This window comes from Polyangium sp. 6x1 (assembly GCF_029946515.1).
In the GTDB taxonomy this organism is placed as follows: domain Bacteria; phylum Myxococcota_A; class Polyangia; order Polyangiales; family Polyangiaceae; genus Polyangium.
The window spans coordinates 69,847-89,599 of sequence record NZ_JARZHH010000044.1 but is presented as its reverse complement, the minus strand read 5'-3'; the positions used below and the strand labels follow the sequence as shown (position 1 = coordinate 89,599).

General features: G+C 70.2%; 19 protein-coding genes. 10 read left to right on the top strand and 9 right to left on the bottom strand.

Annotated features, from left to right (window positions below; translation table 11 throughout):
* Positions 1-7 precede the first annotated feature (7 nt).
* Both QHF85_RS32780 and QHF85_RS32775 read right to left on the bottom strand, forming a co-directional pair.
* A complete protein-coding gene (locus tag QHF85_RS32780) occupies positions 8-832 on the bottom strand; it encodes a hypothetical protein (protein ID WP_281331327.1) in 825 nt (274 codons plus the stop codon).
* The gene (locus tag QHF85_RS32775) at positions 829-1,431 is read right to left on the bottom strand and encodes an RNA polymerase sigma factor (RefSeq protein ID WP_281331326.1); all 603 of its coding nucleotides are present in this window, start codon (positions 1,429-1,431) and stop codon (positions 829-831) included. Before QHF85_RS32775 ends, QHF85_RS32780 begins: the two co-directional genes overlap by 4 nt.
* Before the next feature lie 238 nt (positions 1,432-1,669).
* Here QHF85_RS32775 and QHF85_RS32770 point away from each other — a divergent pair, with 238 nt between their 5' ends.
* Complete coding sequence (locus tag QHF85_RS32770; RefSeq protein WP_281331325.1) at positions 1,670-2,359, top strand: hypothetical protein; 690 nt, start codon at positions 1,670-1,672, stop codon at positions 2,357-2,359.
* Positions 2,360-2,748: 389 nt separating this feature from the next.
* Here the strand turns inward: QHF85_RS32770 and QHF85_RS32765 are convergent, their stop codons facing one another.
* The gene (locus QHF85_RS32765; protein ID WP_281331324.1) at positions 2,749-3,015 is read right to left on the bottom strand and encodes a hypothetical protein; all 267 of its coding nucleotides are present in this window, start codon (positions 3,013-3,015) and stop codon (positions 2,749-2,751) included.
* A gap of 92 nt (positions 3,016-3,107) precedes the next feature.
* On the opposite strand from QHF85_RS32765, the gene QHF85_RS32760 reads away from it, so the two are divergent.
* From QHF85_RS32760 to QHF85_RS32750, 3 genes are read left to right on the top strand one after another with little or no spacing between them, the layout of a single operon-like run.
* The gene (locus QHF85_RS32760) at positions 3,108-4,388 is read left to right on the top strand and encodes a radical SAM protein (RefSeq protein WP_281331323.1); all 1,281 of its coding nucleotides are present in this window, start codon (positions 3,108-3,110) and stop codon (positions 4,386-4,388) included.
* A gap of 44 nt (positions 4,389-4,432) precedes the next feature.
* A complete protein-coding gene (locus QHF85_RS32755) occupies positions 4,433-4,810 on the top strand; it encodes a hypothetical protein (protein ID WP_281331322.1) in 378 nt (125 codons plus the stop codon).
* 53 nt (positions 4,811-4,863) lie between these two features.
* On the top strand, positions 4,864-6,111 hold the full coding sequence (locus QHF85_RS32750) for a radical SAM protein (RefSeq protein WP_281331321.1): 1,248 nt from the start codon (positions 4,864-4,866) through the stop codon (positions 6,109-6,111).
* On the opposite strand, the gene QHF85_RS32745 is transcribed toward QHF85_RS32750, so the two are convergent.
* Complete coding sequence (locus QHF85_RS32745; protein WP_281331320.1) at positions 6,112-7,392, bottom strand: alpha/beta hydrolase; 1,281 nt, start codon at positions 7,390-7,392, stop codon at positions 6,112-6,114. It lies immediately after the preceding gene.
* 11 nt (positions 7,393-7,403) lie between these two features.
* Between QHF85_RS32745 and QHF85_RS32740 the strand changes: the two genes are divergently transcribed.
* From QHF85_RS32740 to QHF85_RS32730, 3 genes are all read left to right on the top strand, one after another.
* On the top strand, positions 7,404-7,964 hold the full coding sequence (locus QHF85_RS32740) for a hypothetical protein (protein ID WP_281331319.1): 561 nt from the start codon (positions 7,404-7,406) through the stop codon (positions 7,962-7,964).
* Positions 7,965-8,123: 159 nt separating this feature from the next.
* Positions 8,124-9,959: a VWA domain-containing protein gene (locus tag QHF85_RS32735; protein WP_281331318.1), complete on the top strand. Its 1,836-nt coding sequence runs from the start codon at positions 8,124-8,126 to the stop codon at positions 9,957-9,959.
* A gap of 12 nt (positions 9,960-9,971) precedes the next feature.
* Positions 9,972-10,820 carry a hypothetical protein gene (locus QHF85_RS32730; RefSeq protein WP_281331317.1) on the top strand — a complete coding sequence of 283 codons (849 nt, stop codon included), beginning with the start codon at positions 9,972-9,974 and terminating at the stop codon, positions 10,818-10,820.
* Here QHF85_RS32730 and QHF85_RS32725 read toward each other — a convergent pair.
* From QHF85_RS32725 to QHF85_RS32710, 4 genes are all read right to left on the bottom strand, one after another.
* Positions 10,817-11,809 carry a Rieske 2Fe-2S domain-containing protein gene (locus QHF85_RS32725; protein ID WP_281331316.1) on the bottom strand — a complete coding sequence of 331 codons (993 nt, stop codon included), beginning with the start codon at positions 11,807-11,809 and terminating at the stop codon, positions 10,817-10,819. The two genes, QHF85_RS32730 and QHF85_RS32725, sit on opposite strands and share 4 nt — an antisense overlap.
* A 1-nt stretch (position 11,810) precedes the next feature.
* On the bottom strand, positions 11,811-12,944 hold the full coding sequence (locus QHF85_RS32720) for an NAD(P)/FAD-dependent oxidoreductase (protein ID WP_281331315.1): 1,134 nt from the start codon (positions 12,942-12,944) through the stop codon (positions 11,811-11,813).
* Between the two features lie 179 nt (positions 12,945-13,123).
* Entirely contained in the window at positions 13,124-14,377 is a 1,254-nt protein-coding gene (locus QHF85_RS32715; protein ID WP_281331314.1) for a pyridoxal phosphate-dependent aminotransferase, read from the bottom strand.
* 124 nt (positions 14,378-14,501) lie between these two features.
* Positions 14,502-15,041: a chalcone isomerase family protein gene (locus QHF85_RS32710; RefSeq protein WP_281331313.1), complete on the bottom strand. Its 540-nt coding sequence runs from the start codon at positions 15,039-15,041 to the stop codon at positions 14,502-14,504.
* A 240-nt stretch (positions 15,042-15,281) separates the two neighbouring features.
* Between QHF85_RS32710 and QHF85_RS32705 the strand changes: the two genes are divergently transcribed.
* From QHF85_RS32705 to QHF85_RS32695, 3 genes are read left to right on the top strand one after another with little or no spacing between them, the layout of a single operon-like run.
* Positions 15,282-15,542 (top strand): MoaD/ThiS family protein, encoded by a 261-nt coding sequence (locus QHF85_RS32705; protein WP_281331312.1) that lies wholly within the window; start codon positions 15,282-15,284, stop codon positions 15,540-15,542.
* A 9-nt stretch (positions 15,543-15,551) separates the two neighbouring features.
* The gene (locus QHF85_RS32700; RefSeq protein ID WP_281331311.1) at positions 15,552-17,390 is read left to right on the top strand and encodes an aldehyde ferredoxin oxidoreductase family protein; all 1,839 of its coding nucleotides are present in this window, start codon (positions 15,552-15,554) and stop codon (positions 17,388-17,390) included.
* On the top strand, positions 17,387-18,850 hold the full coding sequence (locus QHF85_RS32695; RefSeq protein WP_281331310.1) for an alpha-amylase family glycosyl hydrolase: 1,464 nt from the start codon (positions 17,387-17,389) through the stop codon (positions 18,848-18,850). Before QHF85_RS32700 ends, QHF85_RS32695 begins: the two co-directional genes overlap by 4 nt.
* 59 nt (positions 18,851-18,909) lie before the next feature.
* Here QHF85_RS32695 and QHF85_RS32690 read toward each other — a convergent pair whose 3' ends face one another.
* On the bottom strand, positions 18,910-19,716 hold the full coding sequence (locus QHF85_RS32690) for a hypothetical protein (RefSeq protein ID WP_281331309.1): 807 nt from the start codon (positions 19,714-19,716) through the stop codon (positions 18,910-18,912).
* Positions 19,717-19,753: the final 37 nt, after the last annotated feature.

Sequence of the window (19,753 nt, the reverse complement as noted above, 5' to 3'; positions counted from 1 at the left end):
AAGGGAATCACGGCGTGGGGCCGCGCATCGCGTCGAGCAGCGCTTTCGCCTCGGCCTTGCGATAGCCGCCGAAGGAGCCCGATGCGAAAAGATCGAGCGTCCGCTCGGCCTCGACCGTTCGTCCGAGCCGCACGAGGCAAAGCGCGCGGTTGTAATGCGCCTCCGGCGCGAAGCGGCCGCGCGGCGCCGCCCGCAAATACGCGTCCCATGCCGCGAGCGCGGCGGCCGGATCCCGCGTGACGAAATGGGCCTGATGCGCGGCGCGATACAGCGCGTCGTCCGCGTCGACCTGCGGCGCAGGAGCCGCGGCGGCGGGCGCTGGGGCCGCCTCGCTCGGCTTCGGAGCCGGCGCCGCCGCAACCTTTGGAGCTGCAACCATCGGAGCTCCCACGATTTCACCGGCCACGACCTGCGGCCCGCTCGGCTGCGGAGCCTCGGGCGCGGGCTCGGTCGGCTCCTCCGCGGGCGCCTCGGCCTTGGCCGCAGGTGCCTCCGCTGGAGCCGCGTGCGCCATGTTTTTCGCGACAGACCTCGGCGCCGGCGGACTCGCGGGCGCCTCCGCAGGCGCCTCCTCCTCGTCTCGACCAAACCCCAAATCCTGTTTGAGCTCGTACCAGACGCTCGGCAATCGGTGCGTCGCCTCGGCCCACGCGACCGAGCCCACGAGCACGGCCGCGAGCGGCACCACCACGCGGATCACCGCGAGCTTGCGCGCGCGACGCGATTTCAGCGTGGCGAGGACACGCGCGCGCGTCTCGGCTTCACGGCCCTTCGATGCATCGGCCTCTTCGCGGAGCGCGCGGGTGGCGGCGCGGAGCACGTCGTCCTTCATCGGCTCTCCTCCTCGTCGAGCAGGGCCCTGAGCTTCTGCTTCGCGTGGAACAGGCGCGTACGCGCCGTGGCCTCGGGCACGCCCATGATCTCGGCGGCCTCGCGCGCGCTGCGATCCTCGACCTCGCAGAGCACGAACGCCACACGTTGCTGTACAGGAAGCTGATCGAGGGCGCGGTCGAGCGCGCGGGCCAGCGCGGCGCGGCTCACGTCCCGCTCCGGGTTCGGCGCGTCCGGCAAAGGCTCGCGACCGAGCCGCTCCAGAGCCACGCGGCGGCGCGACGCCGAGCGCAGGTGATGGCGGGCGTGGTTCACGGCGATCGAAACGAGGAACGTCTTCAGCGACGACTCGCCGCGGAACCGCTGCGCCGCGCTGGGCAGGCTGACGAACACGTCGTGGACGAGGTCCTCGGCGGCCGCGTCGTCGCCGGTGAGGCGGCGGGCGAAGGCGCGCACGGTGGCGTAGTGCTCGTCGTACACCTCGGCGATCGCGGAGCTCTCGCCGCGACGCAGCCGCTCCACGAGCTCTTCCTCCACCCGTGCGGCGCTGGCCGTGGGGCGCGAGAAGAAGAGAGGCGCAAGCAGATCGAGGGCCCTCATCGCCCCTCTTCGTGCCCAGAAAGATGGCGTTCGTTCAAGGCCCAACGTCGATTTCGTGCCCCCCCGAGCCGACCGGCACCGGGGACGGACCGGGCCGAGCTCCGGCCCGTGTTCTCTCGTACAAACGGAAAAACGATTGAACGAACGGCGCGGGACGGGGCACCCATGGACGAATCGACGGGAGGCGCGCGGGTGGCGAGCCTTCGTCGGACAAACCTACCACCGTTCGAGGTGACGAATGATGACGCGTCGCGCGGCCCACGCATGGGCTATCGGGTTGTTCTTGTCGATGGTGACGGTGACGGGCGGGTGCTACATCGAGCACGGAAACGGCCCGTGGGACGACGATTGGTCCGATGGGTCGGGCGAGTACGGGCCCGCCGGGATCTGCGCCGACATGTGTGGTCACCTCGCCGGCTGCGGGACCATCGACCCGAGCGCGCTGGATGCGTGCATCGATGGCTGCAATACCCAGCACGCGTTGACGCCTTATCTGGTGGAGACGGGCAGCATGTGCGTGATCGAGACGGGCTGCGTGGCGCTCAACGCCTACGATTGTCCGGGCGCGCCGCTGTCCATTGTCCCCGGCAACGACGGCGCCGGCGGCTACAGCAGCGTCGGCGTCGGCGCCGGCGGGTACGGCACCGGCGGCAACCCTGATCCGGGCGGCGTCGGCGGCAATGGCGCCGGCGGCGAAGGCGGCTGGGAGGCGGTCGAATGCGTGGCCGATTGTGATTGCCCGAGCGGCTCGTCCTGCATCGACGGCGCGTGCAAGGTCGCCTGCGCGGCGTCGTGCGAATGTCCGACGGGGCAGAGCTGCGTCGGCGGGCATTGCGAGGCGCCGCCCGCGCCGCAGATCCCTTGCCAGGTGGATTGTGATTGCCCGAGCGGCCAGGCGTGCAGCGCGGGGGTTTGCGCGGGGGACTGAATTACGAGTTTTTCTTGTCCTCGTCGTCCGGGATGACCCAATCGGGTGGCGGGGGGAACGCGGGACGCTGCGGCGGGACCGCATTCGCTGGCAGAGGCGGCGCGCCATAGCCCGGGGCGGGCGGCGGCGCGCCGCTCGATGGATCCCATGGAAAGGTCGGCGGGGGTTGCCAGGGCGCGGGCCCTTGCCCCGGCGGGGGCGGCGGGCTGAACTGATAGGGCGCCTGAGGGACGAATGCCGGCGGAGGCACGGGCGCAGGACGCGGCGCCTGTGCAACGGGCGCGGGCTGTCGAAAGTGACAATGCCTGCACACCTCGTCGGTCGGTAGATTGAGCCCACCGCACAGGGCACACGGCCTGGTCATCGACGACATCGCCTCCCCTCCTCCCTCAATCGGTCCCGGCGTCCTGGCCGCCCTCGGTGCCGCTCGCGGCGGCGCCATTCGACGCGTCGACCGGCGGACCGCCGTACGCGGGGCTCGGCGTGCAGCCCTCGGCCGCCGCGGACGCGATGCTCAGCCCGAGCAGGATCGCGGCCGCGCTGCGGAGCTGTGCGCCGCCCTCGGCCCGCAGACGCTCACCACAATGAGGGCAATCGATCTCGGTCGATCGGGCGTGGCACCGACAGGCCGAACACACGATGAGCTTGGAAGACATGGGCCTGATGGTTGCAGCGCACCGGCGGCTTCGTCAAGCGCGGGTTCGCGCCCCGCGACACGAAACCACGAAACGTGTACGTTCGGGCGCCCATGGCCGAGCTCCCGACCCCCACGACCCCCGCCCCCCGCGCGCGCAGGCCCGAGGACGGCGACGTGCCCATCCCGCTCTACGCTGTCTGGGAGCTGACGATGAAATGCGATCAGCCCTGCCAGCATTGCGGGTCCCGCGCCGGCCACGCCCGCGATGCCGAGCTCTCCACCGCCGAGGTGCTCGCGGTCGCCGACGGCCTCGCGCGCCTCGGCTGCCGCGAGGTCGTGCTCATCGGCGGCGAGGCGTATCTCCGCGAGGACATCCACGCCGTCGTCGGTCACCTCGCCGGCCACGGCCTCCGCGTCACCATGCAGACGGGCGGCCGCGCGATGACGGCCGAACGCGCGCGAAAGCTCCGCGACGCCGGCCTCGCGGTGCTCGGGGTCTCCGTCGACGGGACGGCGCCGATCCACGACGAGCTCCGCGGCAATCGTGGCAGCCACGCCGCCGCGATGCGCGCGCTCGACGCGGGCGCCGCCGCCGGGCTGCTCCTCACCGCGAATACGCAGATCAATCGCCTGAACATGGGCGTCCTGCGCGAGATCGCCGCCGAGATCCGCGCCCGCGGCGCGCTCGCGTGGCAAGTGCAGCTCACGGTACCCATGGGCCGCGCGGCCGATCGGCCCGAATGGATCGTCGAGCCGTGGCACGTCGTGCAGATCATCGACACGCTCGCGGACATCCAGCGCGAGGCGGCGAGCGAGGCGCAGGGCAATGGGTGGATCTTCGACGTCGTGGCGGGCAACAACCTCGGGTATTACGGCCCGCACGAGGCCCTGCTCCGCTCGCGGCCGGGCGGCGTGGAGGCCTACTGGACCGGCTGCCGCGCGGGGATCTCCACCATCGGCATCGAATCCGACGGGACCGTGAAGGGCTGCCCCTCGCTGCCCACGGCGCCCTACGCGGGCGGCAACGTGCGCGCGCTCTCGCTCGACGCCATCTGGGAGCACGGCGAGGCGCTGCGCTTCACCCGCGAGCGGACGGAGGACGAGCTCTGGGGCTTCTGCCGGACCTGTTATTTCGCCCCGTATTGCCGTGCCGGCTGCTCGTGGACGACCCATTGCACGCTCGGACGGCGCGGGAACAACCCGTTCTGTTATCACCGGGTGAAGGAGCTCGAAAAACGCGGCGTGCGCGAGCGGATCGAGAAACGAAAAAACGCGCCGCAGGCGCCCTACGACTTCGGCCTGTTCGAGCTCGTCGAGGAGCCGCTCGGCGCAGAGCCCGCCGGCCCGCCGGGCGACGCGCCGCGGCGCAGGTTGCCGATCGCTTCCGATTGACACGCGCTGCCCGCTGCGTTGTCCTTTCCCGAGGAGCACGCGCGATGCCTTCCATGGTCCTCTGCCCGTCCTGCAAGCGTCACGTCTTCCCGCGCGAGACCGCATGCCCCTTCTGCGGCCTCGGCATTTCCACCGAGCCCGGCGCGCCTCCGCCCGCCGTCGCGCCCGAGACGTCCCGCGCGCAGCGTTACCTCGTGGGCGCCGCGATCGCCGCGACCGTCGCCGTCGCCGCGGGGTGCACCTCGAAGCCCGCGCAGGATCCGAACGACGTCCAGGCGCAGGAGGAGCTCGCGAGGCAACGCCAGAGAGAGATCGAACAGAGGGAAGAGCGCCACCAGGGGGGCGGCCCCTGCATCGACAACAACTGCCCGCCTTATGGTTGCGTCTTCCCGGACGAGGCGTGCGACATCCTGCGCGTCTGACGGTGGAAGATCGTCCAAACGACCCGCTCGACCCCGAGAAACGCTCCGCCGTCATGCAAGCGTCGCGGCCCCGGGGTTTGCCGCTCTTGCCGCGCGCCGGGCAGATGGCGAGCGAGGCGCGTGGCAAGCACCTCCCGCTCGCGAGCGAGGTCCGCGACGTCGATCTCGAATGCCGCCCCATTTATGCGGTCTGGGAGCTGACGCTCGCCTGTGACCTCGCCTGCCGCCATTGCGGATCGCGCGCGGGCGCGCCGCGCCCGGACGAGCTCACGGCCGCGGAGGCCACCGATCTCGTCCGGCAAATGGCCGCGCTCGGCGTGCGCGAGGTCGCGCTCATCGGCGGCGAAGTGTACCTGCACGAGGCGTGGATCGAGGTTGTCCGAGAAATACGCCGCATGGGCATGCAAAGCACGCTCGTCACAGGCGGCCGCGGCATGACGCCGGAGCGCGCGCGCATGGCGAAGGAGGCCGGCGTCCAGAGCATCGCCGTCTCCATCGACGGCACCGAGCCCACGCACGACCGGCTGCGCGGGCTCTCGGGCTCCTACGCGGCGGCCGTGCAGGCGCTCCGCAATTGCCGCGCAGCCGGGATCCCGGTCGCCGTCAATACGCAGGTGAACCGCCTGAACCTCTGCGAGCTCCCGCAGATCTTCGATTTGATCCTCGACGTCTCGGCGCACGGCTGGCAAGTGCAGCTCACGGTCCCGGTCGGCCGCGCCGCCGACGAGCCGGACGTCCTTTTGCAGCCGTACGATCTCCTGGAGCTCTTCCCGCGGCTCGCCTCGCTCAAGGAGCGCGCCGACGCCGCGCGCGTCAAGATGCTCGCCGGCAACAACATCGGGTATTACGGGCCGTTCGAGCACCTCCTGCGCAGCTACACCACCGAAAAACACGCCGAATCGTGCAGCGCGGGGCGCTCCACGCTCGGCATCGAGTCGAACGGCGACGTCAAGGGCTGCCCCTCGCTGCCCACCGAGTCCTGGGTCGGCGGCAACGTGCGAAAGGCCTCGCTTCGCGACATCTGGGAGCGCTCGTCCGCGCTCCGCCACATGCGGGATCGCACGGAGGAGGAGCGCTGGGGGTATTGCCGCGGCTGTTATTACGGCGAGGTTTGTCGCGGCGGCTGCACCTGGATGGCCACGGCCCTCTTCGGCAAGCCGGGGAACAACCCGTATTGCCACCACCGCGCCCTCGAAATGCAGCGCATGGGCAAACAGGAGCGCGTCCACCGCGTCGCGCCGGCCGAGGGGATGCCCTTCGACCGCGCGTCGTGGGCCCTCGTCGAAGAGGACCTTCGCTGATCAGGCGGGCGCGAGCCCCTCGTGCGAGAGCCATTCGAGCATCGCGCGGAGGAGACCGTCGTCCCACACGCCGGCGCGGGGGTTCTTGAAGCTCTCTGCGTAACTGTCGTGCCTGCGCATGTCGTGCCCGACCTTGTCGAGGAGCACGAAACGCGACCGCCCCGGCGACGCGGCCGCGATCTCGTCCGCGATCATGCGCCCCTCGTCGGGCCCGGCGGCGTAATCGAAACCGCCGTGCAGCACGAGCACGGGCACGTTCGTCGTCCGCCAGAGCGCGGGGAGATCGAGCCGCTCGAGCTCCTGGAACAACGAGACATGCCGGCCGAACATCGTCTCGCCGTGGCACGACGTCCCTTCGAGCCACGCGAGCTCGGGCCGCCGCGCGAAGACGTCCCGCGGGAACATGCCTTCCCGACAAACGCTCGCGTGCATCTCGCTCCACGCGGCGACGTACCTTTCGAGCTCCTCGCCTTCCATCCCGGCGAGAATGCGCTGCCGCCGCGTCGCGCGCGCCATGCAATCGACCCATTTGAGCGAGGACGTGCCGAACACGGCGACGCCACGCGCCGCCGTCCCCTCCCCCGCGAGCAGCGGCGCGATCATGCCCCCGAGGCTATGACCGAAGATCACGATCCGCCCCACGAGCGGGTCGTTCGCGAGCGCTTCGAGCGCGGACCGATACGCATCCACCTCGAGGAAAAAACCCGTGGTTTGGCAGGGCGGACCCTCGCTGTCGCCCACGCCGCTCCGCTCGACGCGCATCGTGGCGATCCCCGCGGCAGCGAGGCCTTCGAGGAGCCGTCGCGTCGGGTCCTCCGGGTCCTGCGAGAGCTCGCAGGACGCCGTACCCAGGCCCGAGAGAAAAAGCACCACTGGGAAGGGCGGCTTTCCGGACGTCGGGACCGCCAAAAAGGTCCTTTGCCGCCACGATCCCCGCACGGTCACGTGTCCCAGACGAACCTCCGCGCCCGCGATACGCTCGACCGGCAGCGGCGTCGCCTTGCCGGGGAGCGTCACGCGCGCGCCGTCGCGCACGATCTCGAAATGGAGCGGCGCGCCGGGCACGAGGCCTCGCACCAGCGCGACGAGCGCGCGCGGCTCGGACACCGTCGCGTCGCCGAGCGCCACCAGGCGATCGCCCGCACGCACGCCCGCGAGCGCGGCGGCCCCGCCCTCGGCCACCCGCACGACCTCGAGGCCCTCCGAGGCGCCCTCCGCGGGCCGCGCCCGCAGTTCGAGGCCGAGGAAGGGTCTTCGGGGGAGCGCTTCGTCTTGGTACATTCCAAACCACGATGCCACGACGCGCCCTCGGGATCCACGCCCTCACCTTGCTCCTCGCGCCTGCGCTCGCGCGCGCGGAGCCGCCCGTCCCCGCGCTCGCGCCCGCGCCCCTGCCTGCGCCGAAAGCGCCCGATCCCGCGGCCATCGCCGCGCGCGAGGCGCACCTCGAAACGCAGACGCGCGCGATGACCGTGCTCACGAGCTGGGCCGTCGCGAGCATCGCCACGGGCGCCGCGCTCTGGGCCACGGCGGGCGACGACTACACCCGCTCGATCGGCATTCAGAACGTCGCGTGGGGCGCGGTCGACGGCGTCATCGCCGGGTTCGGCTACCGCGGCCTCACGAAGCTTCGTGGCCTCGACAAACCCGTTTCGTACTGGCAGGCCGAGGACCGCAAGATGCGCACGATCTTCCTCGTGAATGCGGGGCTCGACGTCCTCTACGTGACGGCCGGGGCCTTGATGGTCGGGTTTGGCAAGAACGACTGGGTCCGCGGCGCTGGCGCGGGCGTCGCCCTGCAGGGCAGCTTCCTCTTTGCCTTCGACACGGCCATGGGCCTCGGCGCCCGCTGACACACGTCGCGGCAGCACCGACAACGGCCGAGCCCGCGAGTTCCCGCTCCCCTTGCGTTCGAAAATCGGCGAAGATCATGGGCGCCGCTGTAGATCGTCCGCGGCCCTGCCTCGTCGAACCGCACCGGACACGACGTCTCGAGCCTGAGGGATATGACCATGTCGCGCATGTCGAAGAGCGGTACCTCGATGATCCTTACCGGCCTCTGCCTCGCAAGCGCCCTCGGCGGAGGTTGCAGCCTGCAGGAACGCAAGCACAACGCCAAGGCCTCGGAGGAGCCGCCCGCGGAGCCGAACACCCGCGCCAAGGGCGAACAAGGCGTCATGGCCCCCGTGGCCCCGGAGGCCCCCAAACTCGACATCCGCGGCGGCGACGGCGCGGGCTCCACGCGTGGACCGGGCGAGGCCGCCGCGGCCGACAAGAAGGCCGGCGGCGGCGCCGTGTCCCCGACCGAGACCGCGCTGATCCCGCCCGCCGCGAGCGACGCGCCCACGATCGACCCGAACGGCCGGTTTGCCACGACGTACCGCCCCGGCGGTGGTCACCTCGCCGCATTCGAATCCGCCGTCGCGCGCGGAATCATCCCCCCGGGCGAGCGCGAGCTCGTCTCGGACGTCGGCGCCCGTTACGTCACGGGCTTCGAGGTCCCGAAGGGCAAGGCGCTCGGCATCCAGTCCGGCCTCGAGCGCGGAAAGCTCCCGCCCTCGGGCAGCCCGTTCCACCTCCGCCTCACGCTGAAATCGAGCCCCGACAAACCCGCCGAGCGCCCGCACCTCTCCGTGCACCTCGTCCTCGACGTGAGCGGCTCGATGCAGGGCGAGTCGATCAAGCAGGCCCGCGAGGCCGCGAGCGCGCTCGTCGACAAGCTCGCTCCGACCGACGACTTTTCCCTCGTGACGTTCTCGACCGACGCCGAGGTCAAGATCCCCGACGGCCCCGTCGGCGCGCGCCGCGAGGCCATCAAGAAGGTGATCGCCGAGATCAAAGAGGGCGGCGGCACGAACATTTCGAGTGGCCTCGAGCTCGGGTATGCGCAGGCCGAGACGAAGACCATTCCCGAGGACGCGGTGAAGGTCGTCCTTCTGCTCTCCGACGGCCGCGCGAACAGCGGCATCAAGTCGGCGGGCGGCATCTCGAAGCTCGCGCTCGACGCGTTCCAGAAGGGCATTCAAACGAGCACGTTTGGCCTCGGCGCCGACTACGACGGCGCGCTCATGAGCGCGATCGCCGAGGACGGCGCGGGCGGTTATTATTACCTGCGCGACGCGGCGCAGATCGCCCCGGCGCTCGGCACCGAGCTCGACAAGCGGCTCGACCCGGCCGCGACGGCCGTCGAGGTCCGCGTGCGCCTGAAGAAGGGCTTCGATCTGCTCAAGGTCTACGGCTCGCGCCGGCTCTCGGAGGCCGAGGCGCAGCGCGTGCGGGCGCAGGAGGTCGCGGCGGATCAGCAAGCGGAGAAGCGCGACAACATCAAGCAGGACCGCAAGGACGACGTCGAGGGCGGCATGCGGTTCTTCATCCCGGCCTTCGCCGCGGGCGACAGCCACGCGCTGCTCTTCCAGCTCCGCGCGGGCGCGGGCGTCGGAAAGTCGCAGCTCGCGCTGGTCGAGCTCAAGTACAAGGACCGCATTTCCAAGAAAAACGTGACCGAGGAGTTCCCGATCGACATCGAGTGGGCCGACTCGGACGCGGCGAGCGGCGCGACGATCGACGGCTCCGTGGCCCGCACGATCCAGGGCTTTGCCGCGGGCGAGACGCTGGCGCGCGCGGCCCAGAACGTGGTCGGGGGCGACAAGCAGTACGCGATCAGCCTGCTCACCGAGCGCGAGACGATCCTGCGCGAGGCGGCCAAGACCCTCGACGAGCCGCTCTTCCTGAAGGACGCCGATCGCCTCGCCCGCATGCGCGAGCACGCGGCGCAGAGCACGGGCATGGGCGATCCGCTCCTCTTCGCCATGCTGCTCGAGACCGCGAGCCGCTCGCACCTGCGGTAGGCTGAGACGCGCATGTCCGACCCGATCGTCCTCGAGATCCCGCTCGACCGTCCCGCCGTTCACGTGAACGTGACGGCGGGACAAACCATCATCCTGCGTGGATTTTACACGTCGAAGCACGACGGCTCGATCCTCGACGCGGCCACGACGACCTGGCCGAAGGAGGCGCCCGGAGGCGCGTCGGTCGATCCGGTGGGGCTCGTCGAGGTGGAGGCGGGCGGGTTTCACCTGACGAAACGAAGCGTGGACGCGCACGAGGCGGAGCTCATCGCAACGGGCTCGGGCGCGGAGGCGTGCGCGGCGGCGGGCGTCGAGTCGCCGTGCCTCGTGGTGAACAAGCGAATCGCGCTGCAAAAGCGGCTCATGGGCTGGGAGGAGTTCAAGGGCTCGCTCGTCGGCGAGGGGATCGAGGCGGTCCTGCCGCCGCCGCCCGTGGTGGCGGTCGCGCCCGGCGTGATGCCGTATTTGCAAGCAGGCGCGGGCGTGGCGATCGCGGCGGCGATCGGCTTCGCCGCGTGGACGTGGAAAAAGAAGCGGGACGCCTCGCCCGCGGGGCAAATGCTTTCGCTCGCGCGGGAGCTCAAAGACAAGCTCCGGCGCGCCGATCCGGTGCTGGCGGCGCCGCTCGCGCCCGCGGTGGACGCCGCGATCCGGTCGTTAAGCGAGCGGCGCGTGGACCCGGGCTCGGCGGAGGGAAAGCGGGTCGCCGAGGCGCTGCGAAAGACCTCGGCGCGGCTCGATGCTTCGATGCGGGAGGAGCAGGCCGCGAAGGAGCAGGAGGCCGCGGACGAGCTCGTGCAGGAGATGGAAGCGGCGCTCGAAGCGGCCGACGAGGTGAAGCGCGCGCACCGATCCGTCTAGCCGCGGCCGCGATAGATCGACTCGATCCGTTTTCGCGCGAGGCCGAGCGGTTTGTCGAAGCGGCTCAAGGTCCGGCCGCGAAGCTCGGTTTTTTTGTCCGCGAGTTTGCCGAGGAGCGTGACGTCGCGCCGGAGCTCCAGCACGACGAAGGCGCGCGTCAGGAGATACGCGAAGGCATTGAGGCCGTAGCGCTCCCACGGAGGCGCGAGCGCGTACGAAATGGCGAAGATGTCCGTCTGCTCGGCCGTGACCGGCACGAAGAAGATCGCGATCCGCAGGGCATTCGGCCGCTGCTGCCGCGTCGCCGGATCGAGCCAGTATTGCTCGTAGACGGTGTAGACCGGCGAGAACCACGTGGTCCAGTCGTCGATGAAGATGTCCCCGGGCTCGATCTGGAGGAGCGTATAAAGCGGCCGCGGGAGCGCCTTTTGCGGGCCTTCGTTGAAAACGCGCACGCTCGACTCGGTGCTCGTCACCTCGCAGATGACCTCGGGCATGCGCTCGCGTGGATACCCGAGCAGCGCGTGGACCTCGGGCGTGTGCTCGACCTCGATGAAATTGTCGAGCGTGACCTCGAGCGGCGCGTCGGCCCGATGCCGCGTCTTGCCGACGAGGTGATAGCCGCTCACGTCGATCGTGGGGAACGTGGCCGAGGAGCCGCGGCGCTTGATCCAGATCAGGCCGAAGCGCTCGACCACATCGAAGGCGTCGGCGCAGGGGCGCGCCGCGGGCGTGGCGGGGCTTCTGCCCTCGCCATTCGGCGCGAACGACCATCCATGGTAGGGACAAACCAGCCGCCCAGCCTCCACGCACCCCTCGCTGAGGCGCATGCCGCGGTGCGGACACACGTCGGCGAACGCGCCGAGCGTCGCCTCGCCCTTCGAGGCGCGAAACACGACGAGCTCGCGATCACAGACGCGGACGGGCGCGGGCTTGCCGCCGAGCTCGTCCGCGAGGAGCACAGGGTGCCAGTGATCGAGCTCGGCCATTTCAACGTTTCTCCCCGGCGAGGTGCTCCGCGACGCGCTCGGCCTCGATCGCGATGTCGTGGAGCGCGCCGGTGAGCGGGTTCCGGAAGCCGATGAAGAAGAGCCCCGGCGCCCCCGGCACCGGCTCGCCGAAATAACGCGGATACCCCCGTTCGTCGAGCCAACCCTCCGCGTCCACGAAATACTCGGAGATCCCGGTCCGATACCCCGTGGCGAGCACGACCGCGTCGAACGGGCGCGTGGTCCCGTCGGCGAAATGCACCTCGCCGGGGCCGAAGGAGCGCACGTCCTTCACCACGTCGATCTGCCCTTGCTTGACGAGCTCCAGCGTCCCCACGTCGATGAGCGGAATCCGCTTCTCGAGGATGACCTGCGAGATCGGGCCGAGCTTCGGGCGCGTCAAGCCATACGGCGTGAGGTCGCCGAGGACCCGATCGAGCGCGAAGAGCGAGATCGCGTCGGCGATCTTGGGCGGCAGGCGCGAGAACAGGAAGAGCGAGCTGATCTGCGAGGGGACGCCCGTCAAATCGCGCGGCACGACGTGCACGGGGCCGCGGACGGAGAGGGCCGGCTTGGCGCCGTGCTCCCAGAGGTCGAGCGCGATCTCCGCGCCGGAGTTGCCCGCGCCGACGACGAGGACACGCTTGCCCCGCCACGGATCGCCGTTCTTGTAGCGGGAACTGTGCACGATCGGCCCGCCGAACGAGGCCTCGCCCGGCCAGGTCGGGACGTGGGGGACGCGGTTGTACCCCGTGGCCACCACGAGGCCGCGCGTCAGGTACTCGTTCGCCTCGGTGCGGAGGACAAACCCCCCGTCCACGCGCCGCGCCGAGCGGACGTCCTCGCCGAAGCGCGGGTGCAATTCGAATTCGTGCGCGTACGTGTCGAGGTAGCTGACCATCTGCGCGCGCGACGGATACGTCGGCGTGCCGGCAGGCCAGGGCATGCCCGGCAATGCGGAGAAGCGCTGCACGGTGTGCAGGTGGAGCCGCTCGTAATGGTTCCGCCAGGAGGAGCCCACCTCGGCCGATCGCTCGAGGATCTCGAACGAGATGCCGCGGGACCGCAAGCACGCCCCGACGGAGAGCCCCGACGGACCGGCGCCGACGACGATGACTTCGGTCTCTTCGCGCATGCGGCGCATCCTAGAGCATCGCTCTGGAAGATCACGAAGCGATCTTCCCTCGGGGGGTGAATCGGCCGGGCTTCGCCTGGCCGAGAGGGGGACGCGAGGCGTCCCCCTCGGGACGAAGGAGCCTGGACCGTCGAGCGGTTGCCAGACCGCTCGACGGTCCAGGCGATCCGCCGCGGCACTCAACCTTTCGCGACGACGCCGACGACGATCTCGATCGCCCTCGCGAAGATCTCCGGGCGCGGCAGCAGGCTGATCACGAGGAATCCATCGCGCTCCATGTCGAAGAAATACCCCGGATGCACGACGATGCCGTGCTCGCGCACGAGCGCCTCGACCCAGCCGTCCTCGTCGCGCGTCCGCGGCACTTCGAGGATCGCGTACCAGCCGCCGTCCGTGGGGAGGCGCCGGACCGCGGCGTCTTCCCCCGCGGCCGCGAGCGCGCGATCGAGCGCCGCGAGGTTTTCCGCGGTCCGCGCGCGGACGGGCCCTTGCACGGAGGCGCGCGCCGCGAGCAGCTCCGGGAGCGCGAGCTGCACCGGCGTCGAGGCCGAGAGGTACGTGTCCGCGACGAGCTCGAGCCGCGCGATCGCCTCGTCGCAGAGCGCGTCGGGGCCGTAGACGAGCGTCCAGCCGAGCTTGCATTGCGGCAAGAGCAGGCTCTTCGAGAGGCCGCCGAGCACGAACGTGAGCGCCTCGCGCTCGCCCGCGAAGCTCGGGAGCCGATCCGCGGGCAAGACGCCGTGCGGATACTCGGCGAAGACCTCGTCCACGATGAGCGCCATGCCGTGACGCGCGGCGATCTTTCCGAGCGCGTCCGCCTCGTCGCGCCGGACGAACGTGCCCGTGGGGTTGTTCGGATGCACGAGCACGATGGCGCGCGCGTGTCCTTGGGCCTCTTCGGCAGCGCGATCGAGCGCGTCGAGATCGATACGAAAACCCTCCTCGCGGACGAGCGGATACGTGGCGAGCTCGACGTCTTCGAGCCGGGCGAGGAACTCGAAGAGCGGGTACGAGGGCGCCGGGACGAGCACGCGATCGCCGCGCTCGCAGAGCAACTTGAAGAGCCACGTGTACGCCTCGCTGGTGCTCGCGCTGAGGACGACGCGGTCCTCGCGGGCGGGCAGGCCGCGCTCGTGGAACGAGGCGGCGACGGCGGCGCGGGCCTTCGGGTGGCCGAGCGGGAGCGGCGCGTAGGTCGCGCCGCGGGGATGGCCGAGCAGGGCGACGAGCGGCTCGGTGTCGACGATCCCGGCGCGCGTGGGGTTCGACTCCGTGAGGTCCGTGAGGTCGCGGCCCGAGCGCTTCGCGTCGGCGAGAAGGGTGGTCAGCGGGTTTTCGGTGCGATCCCAGTCGGTTCGCTGGGTGAAGGGGTTTGGGGCGCAGCTCGGCTCGTCCGAGCGTAGCCCCGAGCGTGGAAAAGGAGCGCGGGCCATGCGAAGCGCGGAGCTTGTCGCCGGGAGCCGCGGCGAGCAAGGACGCCCAGAAAAACGAAGGCCGGCGTCGTCTGTCGTGACGAGCAGCCGGCCTATTCGCGGAGCCTCGAGCGCCGCGTTTCGTTTACAGCTTGCTGATGAGCGCGTCGCCGAGCTTCGGCTGGTCGATCTTGCCGAACCAGATGGCCCAGACGCCCTTCATGAAGTCGACGCCCTCGACGGTCGCGCTGCCGCCGCCGCCCACGCTGACCGTGGTGGCCTTCTTCGCCGCGTCGTACACGATCGAGATCTTGGCGTTCTCCTTGAGCTCAGCCGAGAACGCGCCGAGGAACTTGTTGATCTTCCCGGCGTCCGAGTAGCCGTTCATGGCGAACGCGTCGCGCAGCGTCTGCACGACCTTCTCGTGGTCGACGTCGCGCTTCATCTTCCACTCGAACTTCTTGTCGATGTCGGCGTCGATCACGCCCTTCTTCGACTTCTCGCCGACCTCGCCCTTGATGAAGTGGGAGATCTGGTAGACGTTCACGTCGACGAGGACCACCGTCTTGACGCGGATCCCCGTGCCGGTGAGCTTCCAGTCGTCCGCGAAGGCGCCCGCGCCGAACAGGAAGAGTGCCGCGAGGATCGAGAGGAAGAGGGGAAGCTGTCGCCTTCGAAGTTGCATCGCGCTGACCTCCGCCGATGGGGGTGGTGGCTTTCTTGACCGCCCCAGCCCGCGAAAACGCGTGCGCGGGCTGCCGGAATGACCCACGGCCTTCGTTGGACGTGAAACCATGAGAAGCCACGCAACGTCAAGCGACGAATTTCCAAGGATGTTCGTGACGGGATGCGTCAAAAAGCGCGACGAGGAAAAACCTCACGGGATTGGAGGGGCGCGCGTGCGGTGTGCTGGTAGGTTTGCCGTGTGGTGACCATCGAGCTCTACGGCGTGGCCCGGCTGCGCGCCCGTCGCGAAGCGATCGAGGTCGCCGCGCGCTCGCTCGGCGAAGCGCTCGCCGCCCTGGGCGCCGCGTGCCCGACACTCGAGCCGTTGATCGTCGCGGGCGGACGTCTCGCGCCGGGCTGGCTCGTGGCGCTGAACGGGGCGCAAATCACGGCCGATCTGGAGACGCCGCTCGGCGACGGGGACGTCGTGGTGCTGGTATCCGCCGACGCAGGCGGTTAGAAACCGTGCATGGGGCGCGGCGGTTATTTCGAGCGATACCTCAGGGTCGACCTCGGCCGCCCGAGCGCCGAGCACGTGCCGCTGGAGGAAGCGACGCGGCGCGCTGTCGTCGGCGGCGTCGGGCTTGGCGCGCTGCTCCTCACGCGCGAGACGCCGCCGCGCTTCGATCCGCTCGGGCCGGAGGCGGCGCTCGTGCTCGCGTTCGGGCCGCTCGTCGGGACGCCGCTCACGACCTCGGCGAAGCTCGCGTTCGTGGCGAAATCGCCGCTCACGGGGCGCATCTCGGACGGGCTCTCGTCGTCGTCGTTCGCCATCGCGGGCAAACGCGCGGGGCTCGATGCGATCGTGATCGTCGGAGAAGCCGCGGAGCCGTCGATCGTGCTCGTCGACGAGGAGGGCGCGGAGGTCGTGCCTTGCCCGGATCTATGGGGGCGTGATGTTTCGATTTCGGAGGCGAGCGCGCGGCTCCGAGAGGCGTATCCGGAGCATCGATTCGCGGTGATCGGCGTCGCGGGCGAGCGGCTCGTGCGTTATGCGGGCATCGCGAACGAGGGGCGTCACGCGGGGCGCGGCGGGCTCGGGGCGGTGCTCGGCGCGAAGCGCGTGAAGGCGATCGGCGTGCGCGGCAGCCGGCCCGTGCCGCTCGCCGATGCGGAGGCGACGCTGCGCATCGCGAAGGATCTCGCGCGCCGATCGCTCGGGCCCGCGACGGAGAAGTATCGCTCGCTCGGGACCGTGGCGAACCTCTCGACGTTCAACCGGCTCGCCGCGCTGCCGACGCGTAATTTCCAGGCGAGCACGTTCGAGGAGGCGCGGCGGATCGAGGGCGAGGCGCTGCACGATACGCGCGAGCGAGGTCGGGGCTCGTGCAAGAGCTGCACGATCGGGTGCGAGCATTTCTTCGAGGTTCGTCCGGGCGAACGGCCCGTCAAAATGGAATACGAGAACCTCTTCGCGCTCGGGCCGCTCTGCGGGATCGGCGATCCGGAGGTTGTCTTGCGGGCGTCGTCGGCGTGCGACGAGCTCGGGATCGACACGATCTCGGCGGGCGGGACGATCGCGTTCGCGATGGAGTGCGCCGAGCGAGGCCTCTTGCCCGCGGGTCCGCTCGCCGAGGAGGCGCGGGATCTGCGGTTCGGCGCGGGCGAGCGGATGCTCGTGTTGCTCGAGGACATCGCGCGGCGGCGGACGGCGCTCGGGGACTTGCTCGCGGAGGGGAGCCGGCGCGCGGCGGAGAGATTGGGCGGGGAGGCGCCGTCGTTCGCGCCTCACGTGAAAGGGCTGGAGATCCCGGGCTACGAGCCGCGCGCGCTGCAAACGATGGCGCTCGGCTTCGCGGTGGGGACGCGCGGCGCCGACCACAACCGGAGCGGGGCGTACGAGGCCGATTTTTCGGGGAAGGTGAATCGGTTCGAGGCGAGCGAGGAATCCGCGGCGCACGCCGTGGCGGCGGAGGATCGGGCGGCGGTGATGGATGCGCTCATCCTGTGCAAGTTCCTGCGCCGGGCGTTGGAGGATTTTTTCGGGGAATCGGCGGAGATGCTGCGGGCCGTGACGGGGCTGCCGTTCGAGACGGAGGAGCTCGCGCGCGCGGCCGGACGGATCACGCTCGTGCGGCGGCTGTTCAACGAGCGCGAGGGGTGGACGCCCGCGGAGGACACGCTCCCCGCGCGGTTTTTCGAGGAGAAGCTGCCCGGCGGCGCCGCGAAGGGCGCGGGGATCGATCGAGAGGGGTTCGCCCGGTCGATAAAGGCGTATCATGCGCGGCGCGGCCTCGACGAACGTGGGTTCGTCCCGGCGGAGGTCGCGCGGGACATGGCGTCCCTGATCGGGGGGAAAAACCGATGATCCTTGGTGATACGAGCGTTCACAGTCCGGCCCTGTACGAGATCTTCGCGCGCATGTGGCTCCACGATCTCGGGCGTACGAAAGGCGCGCGCGTCACGCTCGCGGACGTGCCCGACGAGGAGCTCGATCGGCTCGCGCGGCTCGGCTTCGATTACGTGTACCTGATGGGCGTCTGGACCCTCGGCGCGATCGGGCCGAGGATCGCGCAGGAGACCGCTTCGCTGCGCGCCGAATACGAGCGGGCGCTTCCCGATCTCGAGCCTTCGGACGTGATCGGATCGCCGTTCGCGGTGGCGCGGTACGCGGTCGATCCGTCGCTCGGCGGAGACGAGGCGCTCGCCGTGCTGCGCGAGAGGCTCCGGGCGCGCGGGATCGGGCTCCTTCTCGATTTCGTGCCGAACCACCTGGCGCGCGATCACCACTGGATCACGGAGCGGCCGGAGCTCTTCGTGCGGGAGGCGAACGGGCGGATCGCGTGCGGGAAGGATCCGTATTTTCCGCCCTGGACCGACACCGCGCAGCTCGATTTCCGCGCGAAAGAGACGCGCTTTGCGTCCATCGAGGCGCTCGTCGACGTCGCTTCGCGTTGTGACGGCGTGCGTTGCGACATGGCGATGCTCGTGCTCTCCGACGTGTTCCGGCGGACGTGGGCCCACGCGCGGCGCGCCGAGGGGACGCGGGAGGCCGAGGGCGAGTTCTGGGCCGAGGCGATCGACGCGGTGCGGGAGCGATATCCGAATTTCGTGCTGCTCGCCGAGGCGTACTGGGACCTCGAATGGCGGCTGCAGACGCTCGGATTCGATTACACGTACGACAAGAGCATGTACGACCGGCTCTTGCACGGCTCGGCGCACGCGGTGCGCGGGCACCTCTCCGGGTCGTTCGATTACCAGGCGCGCTCGGCGCGATTCTTGGAAAACCACGACGAGCCGCGAATCGCGTCCGCGCTGCCGCCCGATCGGCGCAAGGCGGCCACGGTGCTGCTCGGGACCGCGCCGGGGATGCGGTTTTTCCACGATGGGCAGCTCGAAGGGCGAAAGGTCCGGGCGCCGGTGCAGCTCGCGCGGCGCGCGGACGAGCGCGTGGACGAGGCGAGCGTCGCGTTTCACCACGCGCTCTTGTCCGCGATGAAGCTCGACGTGCTCCGGCGCGGCCGCTTCGCGATGGTCCCGCCGCGCACCGCGGGGCCGGGGAGCACGAGCTTCGAATCGTTCATCGCCTACCGCTGGGATTCACGGGCGAGCGCCGTGGTCGTCGTGGTGAACTTCGGCCCGTCGCGCGGGCAATGCAAGCTGACGCTGGATCTCGCGGGGATCGCGGGGAGAAACGTGCAGCTCGTCGACCGCATCGAAGGCAAGGAATACCGGCGCAGCGGGGACGAGCTGCTCGATGATCGGCGCGGGCTCTACGTGGAGCTGCCGGCGTACGGCGCGCATCTGTTCGAGGTCAAAAAGAGGTGACGATGGGCTCGTTCGTCCCGCCACCCGAGCCTCAGGAGAATCCGCGGGGCGGGCGGTGATCAGCGGGGCTTTGCGAAGATGGTGCCCGCGGCGCCGCGGGAGAGCTTTTGCCATTTCGCGTAGGCGGCGACGGCGCGATCACGAATGAGGGTGGGAGGCGCATGCTCGCCGACCGCGGTGACGACGGCGTCGAGGACGTATCCCTCGGGGGCCATGAGCGAGCGGGTCATGAGCCACGTCTCCGAGCCCGCGGCGCGCAAGGCGGGGCCGAAATAAGGCTCGGAGTCGCAGGCGAGGACGAACGAAGGAACGGCACGGGCGCGCTCGTCAGGGTTTGGCGGGGGCGGGAGGCGCACGCCGTCCATCAGGCGGTTGTGGCCTGCGTAGCCGGCGACTGAAATGCGCTCGTCGCGATCTTTGTCGCCGTCGCGGAAATGAATTCGTCCGCCGCGGGTGGCGAGGCGCCAGAAGGCCTCGACGGCACGATCGATGGAGTCGCCGTGGTAGGCGTCGAGCACGACGATTTGCTCGCGGGTCTCGCCGGGTTTGCCGCCGAAAGGCTCGGCCGGGACGAGGCGGCGATAGATCACGCGTTCGAGGCGCGGTCCCTCGGCGGAGAGGATGGCGATGCGGGAAAAGCCGCTCTTTTTGCGATCGAAGTAGCGGCGGTGGCCAAAGGCAGCGCCCCAGTAGAGGTTCGTGTCGAGGCGGTCGGGATCGCCGGCGACGTTGCTGCCGCAATCGATCTGGGCATTCGAGCAAAGGGGGACGATGACTTGAATGACGAGCGGCTCGGCGGCCTGGGCCGAGGTCGCGGTGAAGAGAATCGTGGCGAGGAGGAGGAGGAATAGGAGGGATCGAGGCATGGCGCTGTCCCCTATCGGTGGAGACAGGCGAAGTGTG

Coding starts and splice junctions, on each gene's coding strand:
- QHF85_RS32765 (WP_281331324.1), bottom strand. CDS start 3,015: ATGTCTTCCAAGCTCATCGTGTGTTCGGCCTGTCGGTGCCACGCCCGA.
- QHF85_RS32700 (WP_281331311.1), top strand. CDS start 15,552: ATGGGGCGCGGCGGTTATTTCGAGCGATACCTCAGGGTCGACCTCGGC.
- QHF85_RS32720 (WP_281331315.1), bottom strand. CDS start 12,944: ATGCGCGAAGAGACCGAAGTCATCGTCGTCGGCGCCGGTCCGTCGGGG.
- QHF85_RS32690 (WP_281331309.1), bottom strand. CDS start 19,716: ATGCCTCGATCCCTCCTATTCCTCCTCCTCCTCGCCACGATTCTCTTC.
- QHF85_RS32715 (WP_281331314.1), bottom strand. CDS start 14,377: ATGGCCCGCGCTCCTTTTCCACGCTCGGGGCTACGCTCGGACGAGCCG.
- QHF85_RS32740 (WP_281331319.1), top strand. CDS start 7,404: ATGCCACGACGCGCCCTCGGGATCCACGCCCTCACCTTGCTCCTCGCG.
- QHF85_RS32755 (WP_281331322.1), top strand. CDS start 4,433: ATGCCTTCCATGGTCCTCTGCCCGTCCTGCAAGCGTCACGTCTTCCCG.
- QHF85_RS32730 (WP_281331317.1), top strand. CDS start 9,972: ATGTCCGACCCGATCGTCCTCGAGATCCCGCTCGACCGTCCCGCCGTT.
- QHF85_RS32775 (WP_281331326.1), bottom strand. CDS start 1,431: ATGAGGGCCCTCGATCTGCTTGCGCCTCTCTTCTTCTCGCGCCCCACG.
- QHF85_RS32745 (WP_281331320.1), bottom strand. CDS start 7,392: ATGTACCAAGACGAAGCGCTCCCCCGAAGACCCTTCCTCGGCCTCGAA.
- QHF85_RS32760 (WP_281331323.1), top strand. CDS start 3,108: ATGGCCGAGCTCCCGACCCCCACGACCCCCGCCCCCCGCGCGCGCAGG.
- QHF85_RS32725 (WP_281331316.1), bottom strand. CDS start 11,809: ATGGCCGAGCTCGATCACTGGCACCCTGTGCTCCTCGCGGACGAGCTC.
- QHF85_RS32710 (WP_281331313.1), bottom strand. CDS start 15,041: ATGCAACTTCGAAGGCGACAGCTTCCCCTCTTCCTCTCGATCCTCGCG.
- QHF85_RS32770 (WP_281331325.1), top strand. CDS start 1,670: ATGATGACGCGTCGCGCGGCCCACGCATGGGCTATCGGGTTGTTCTTG.
- QHF85_RS32750 (WP_281331321.1), top strand. CDS start 4,864: ATGCAAGCGTCGCGGCCCCGGGGTTTGCCGCTCTTGCCGCGCGCCGGG.
- QHF85_RS32780 (WP_281331327.1), bottom strand. CDS start 832: ATGAAGGACGACGTGCTCCGCGCCGCCACCCGCGCGCTCCGCGAAGAG.
- QHF85_RS32735 (WP_281331318.1), top strand. CDS start 8,124: ATGTCGCGCATGTCGAAGAGCGGTACCTCGATGATCCTTACCGGCCTC.
- QHF85_RS32695 (WP_281331310.1), top strand. CDS start 17,387: ATGATCCTTGGTGATACGAGCGTTCACAGTCCGGCCCTGTACGAGATC.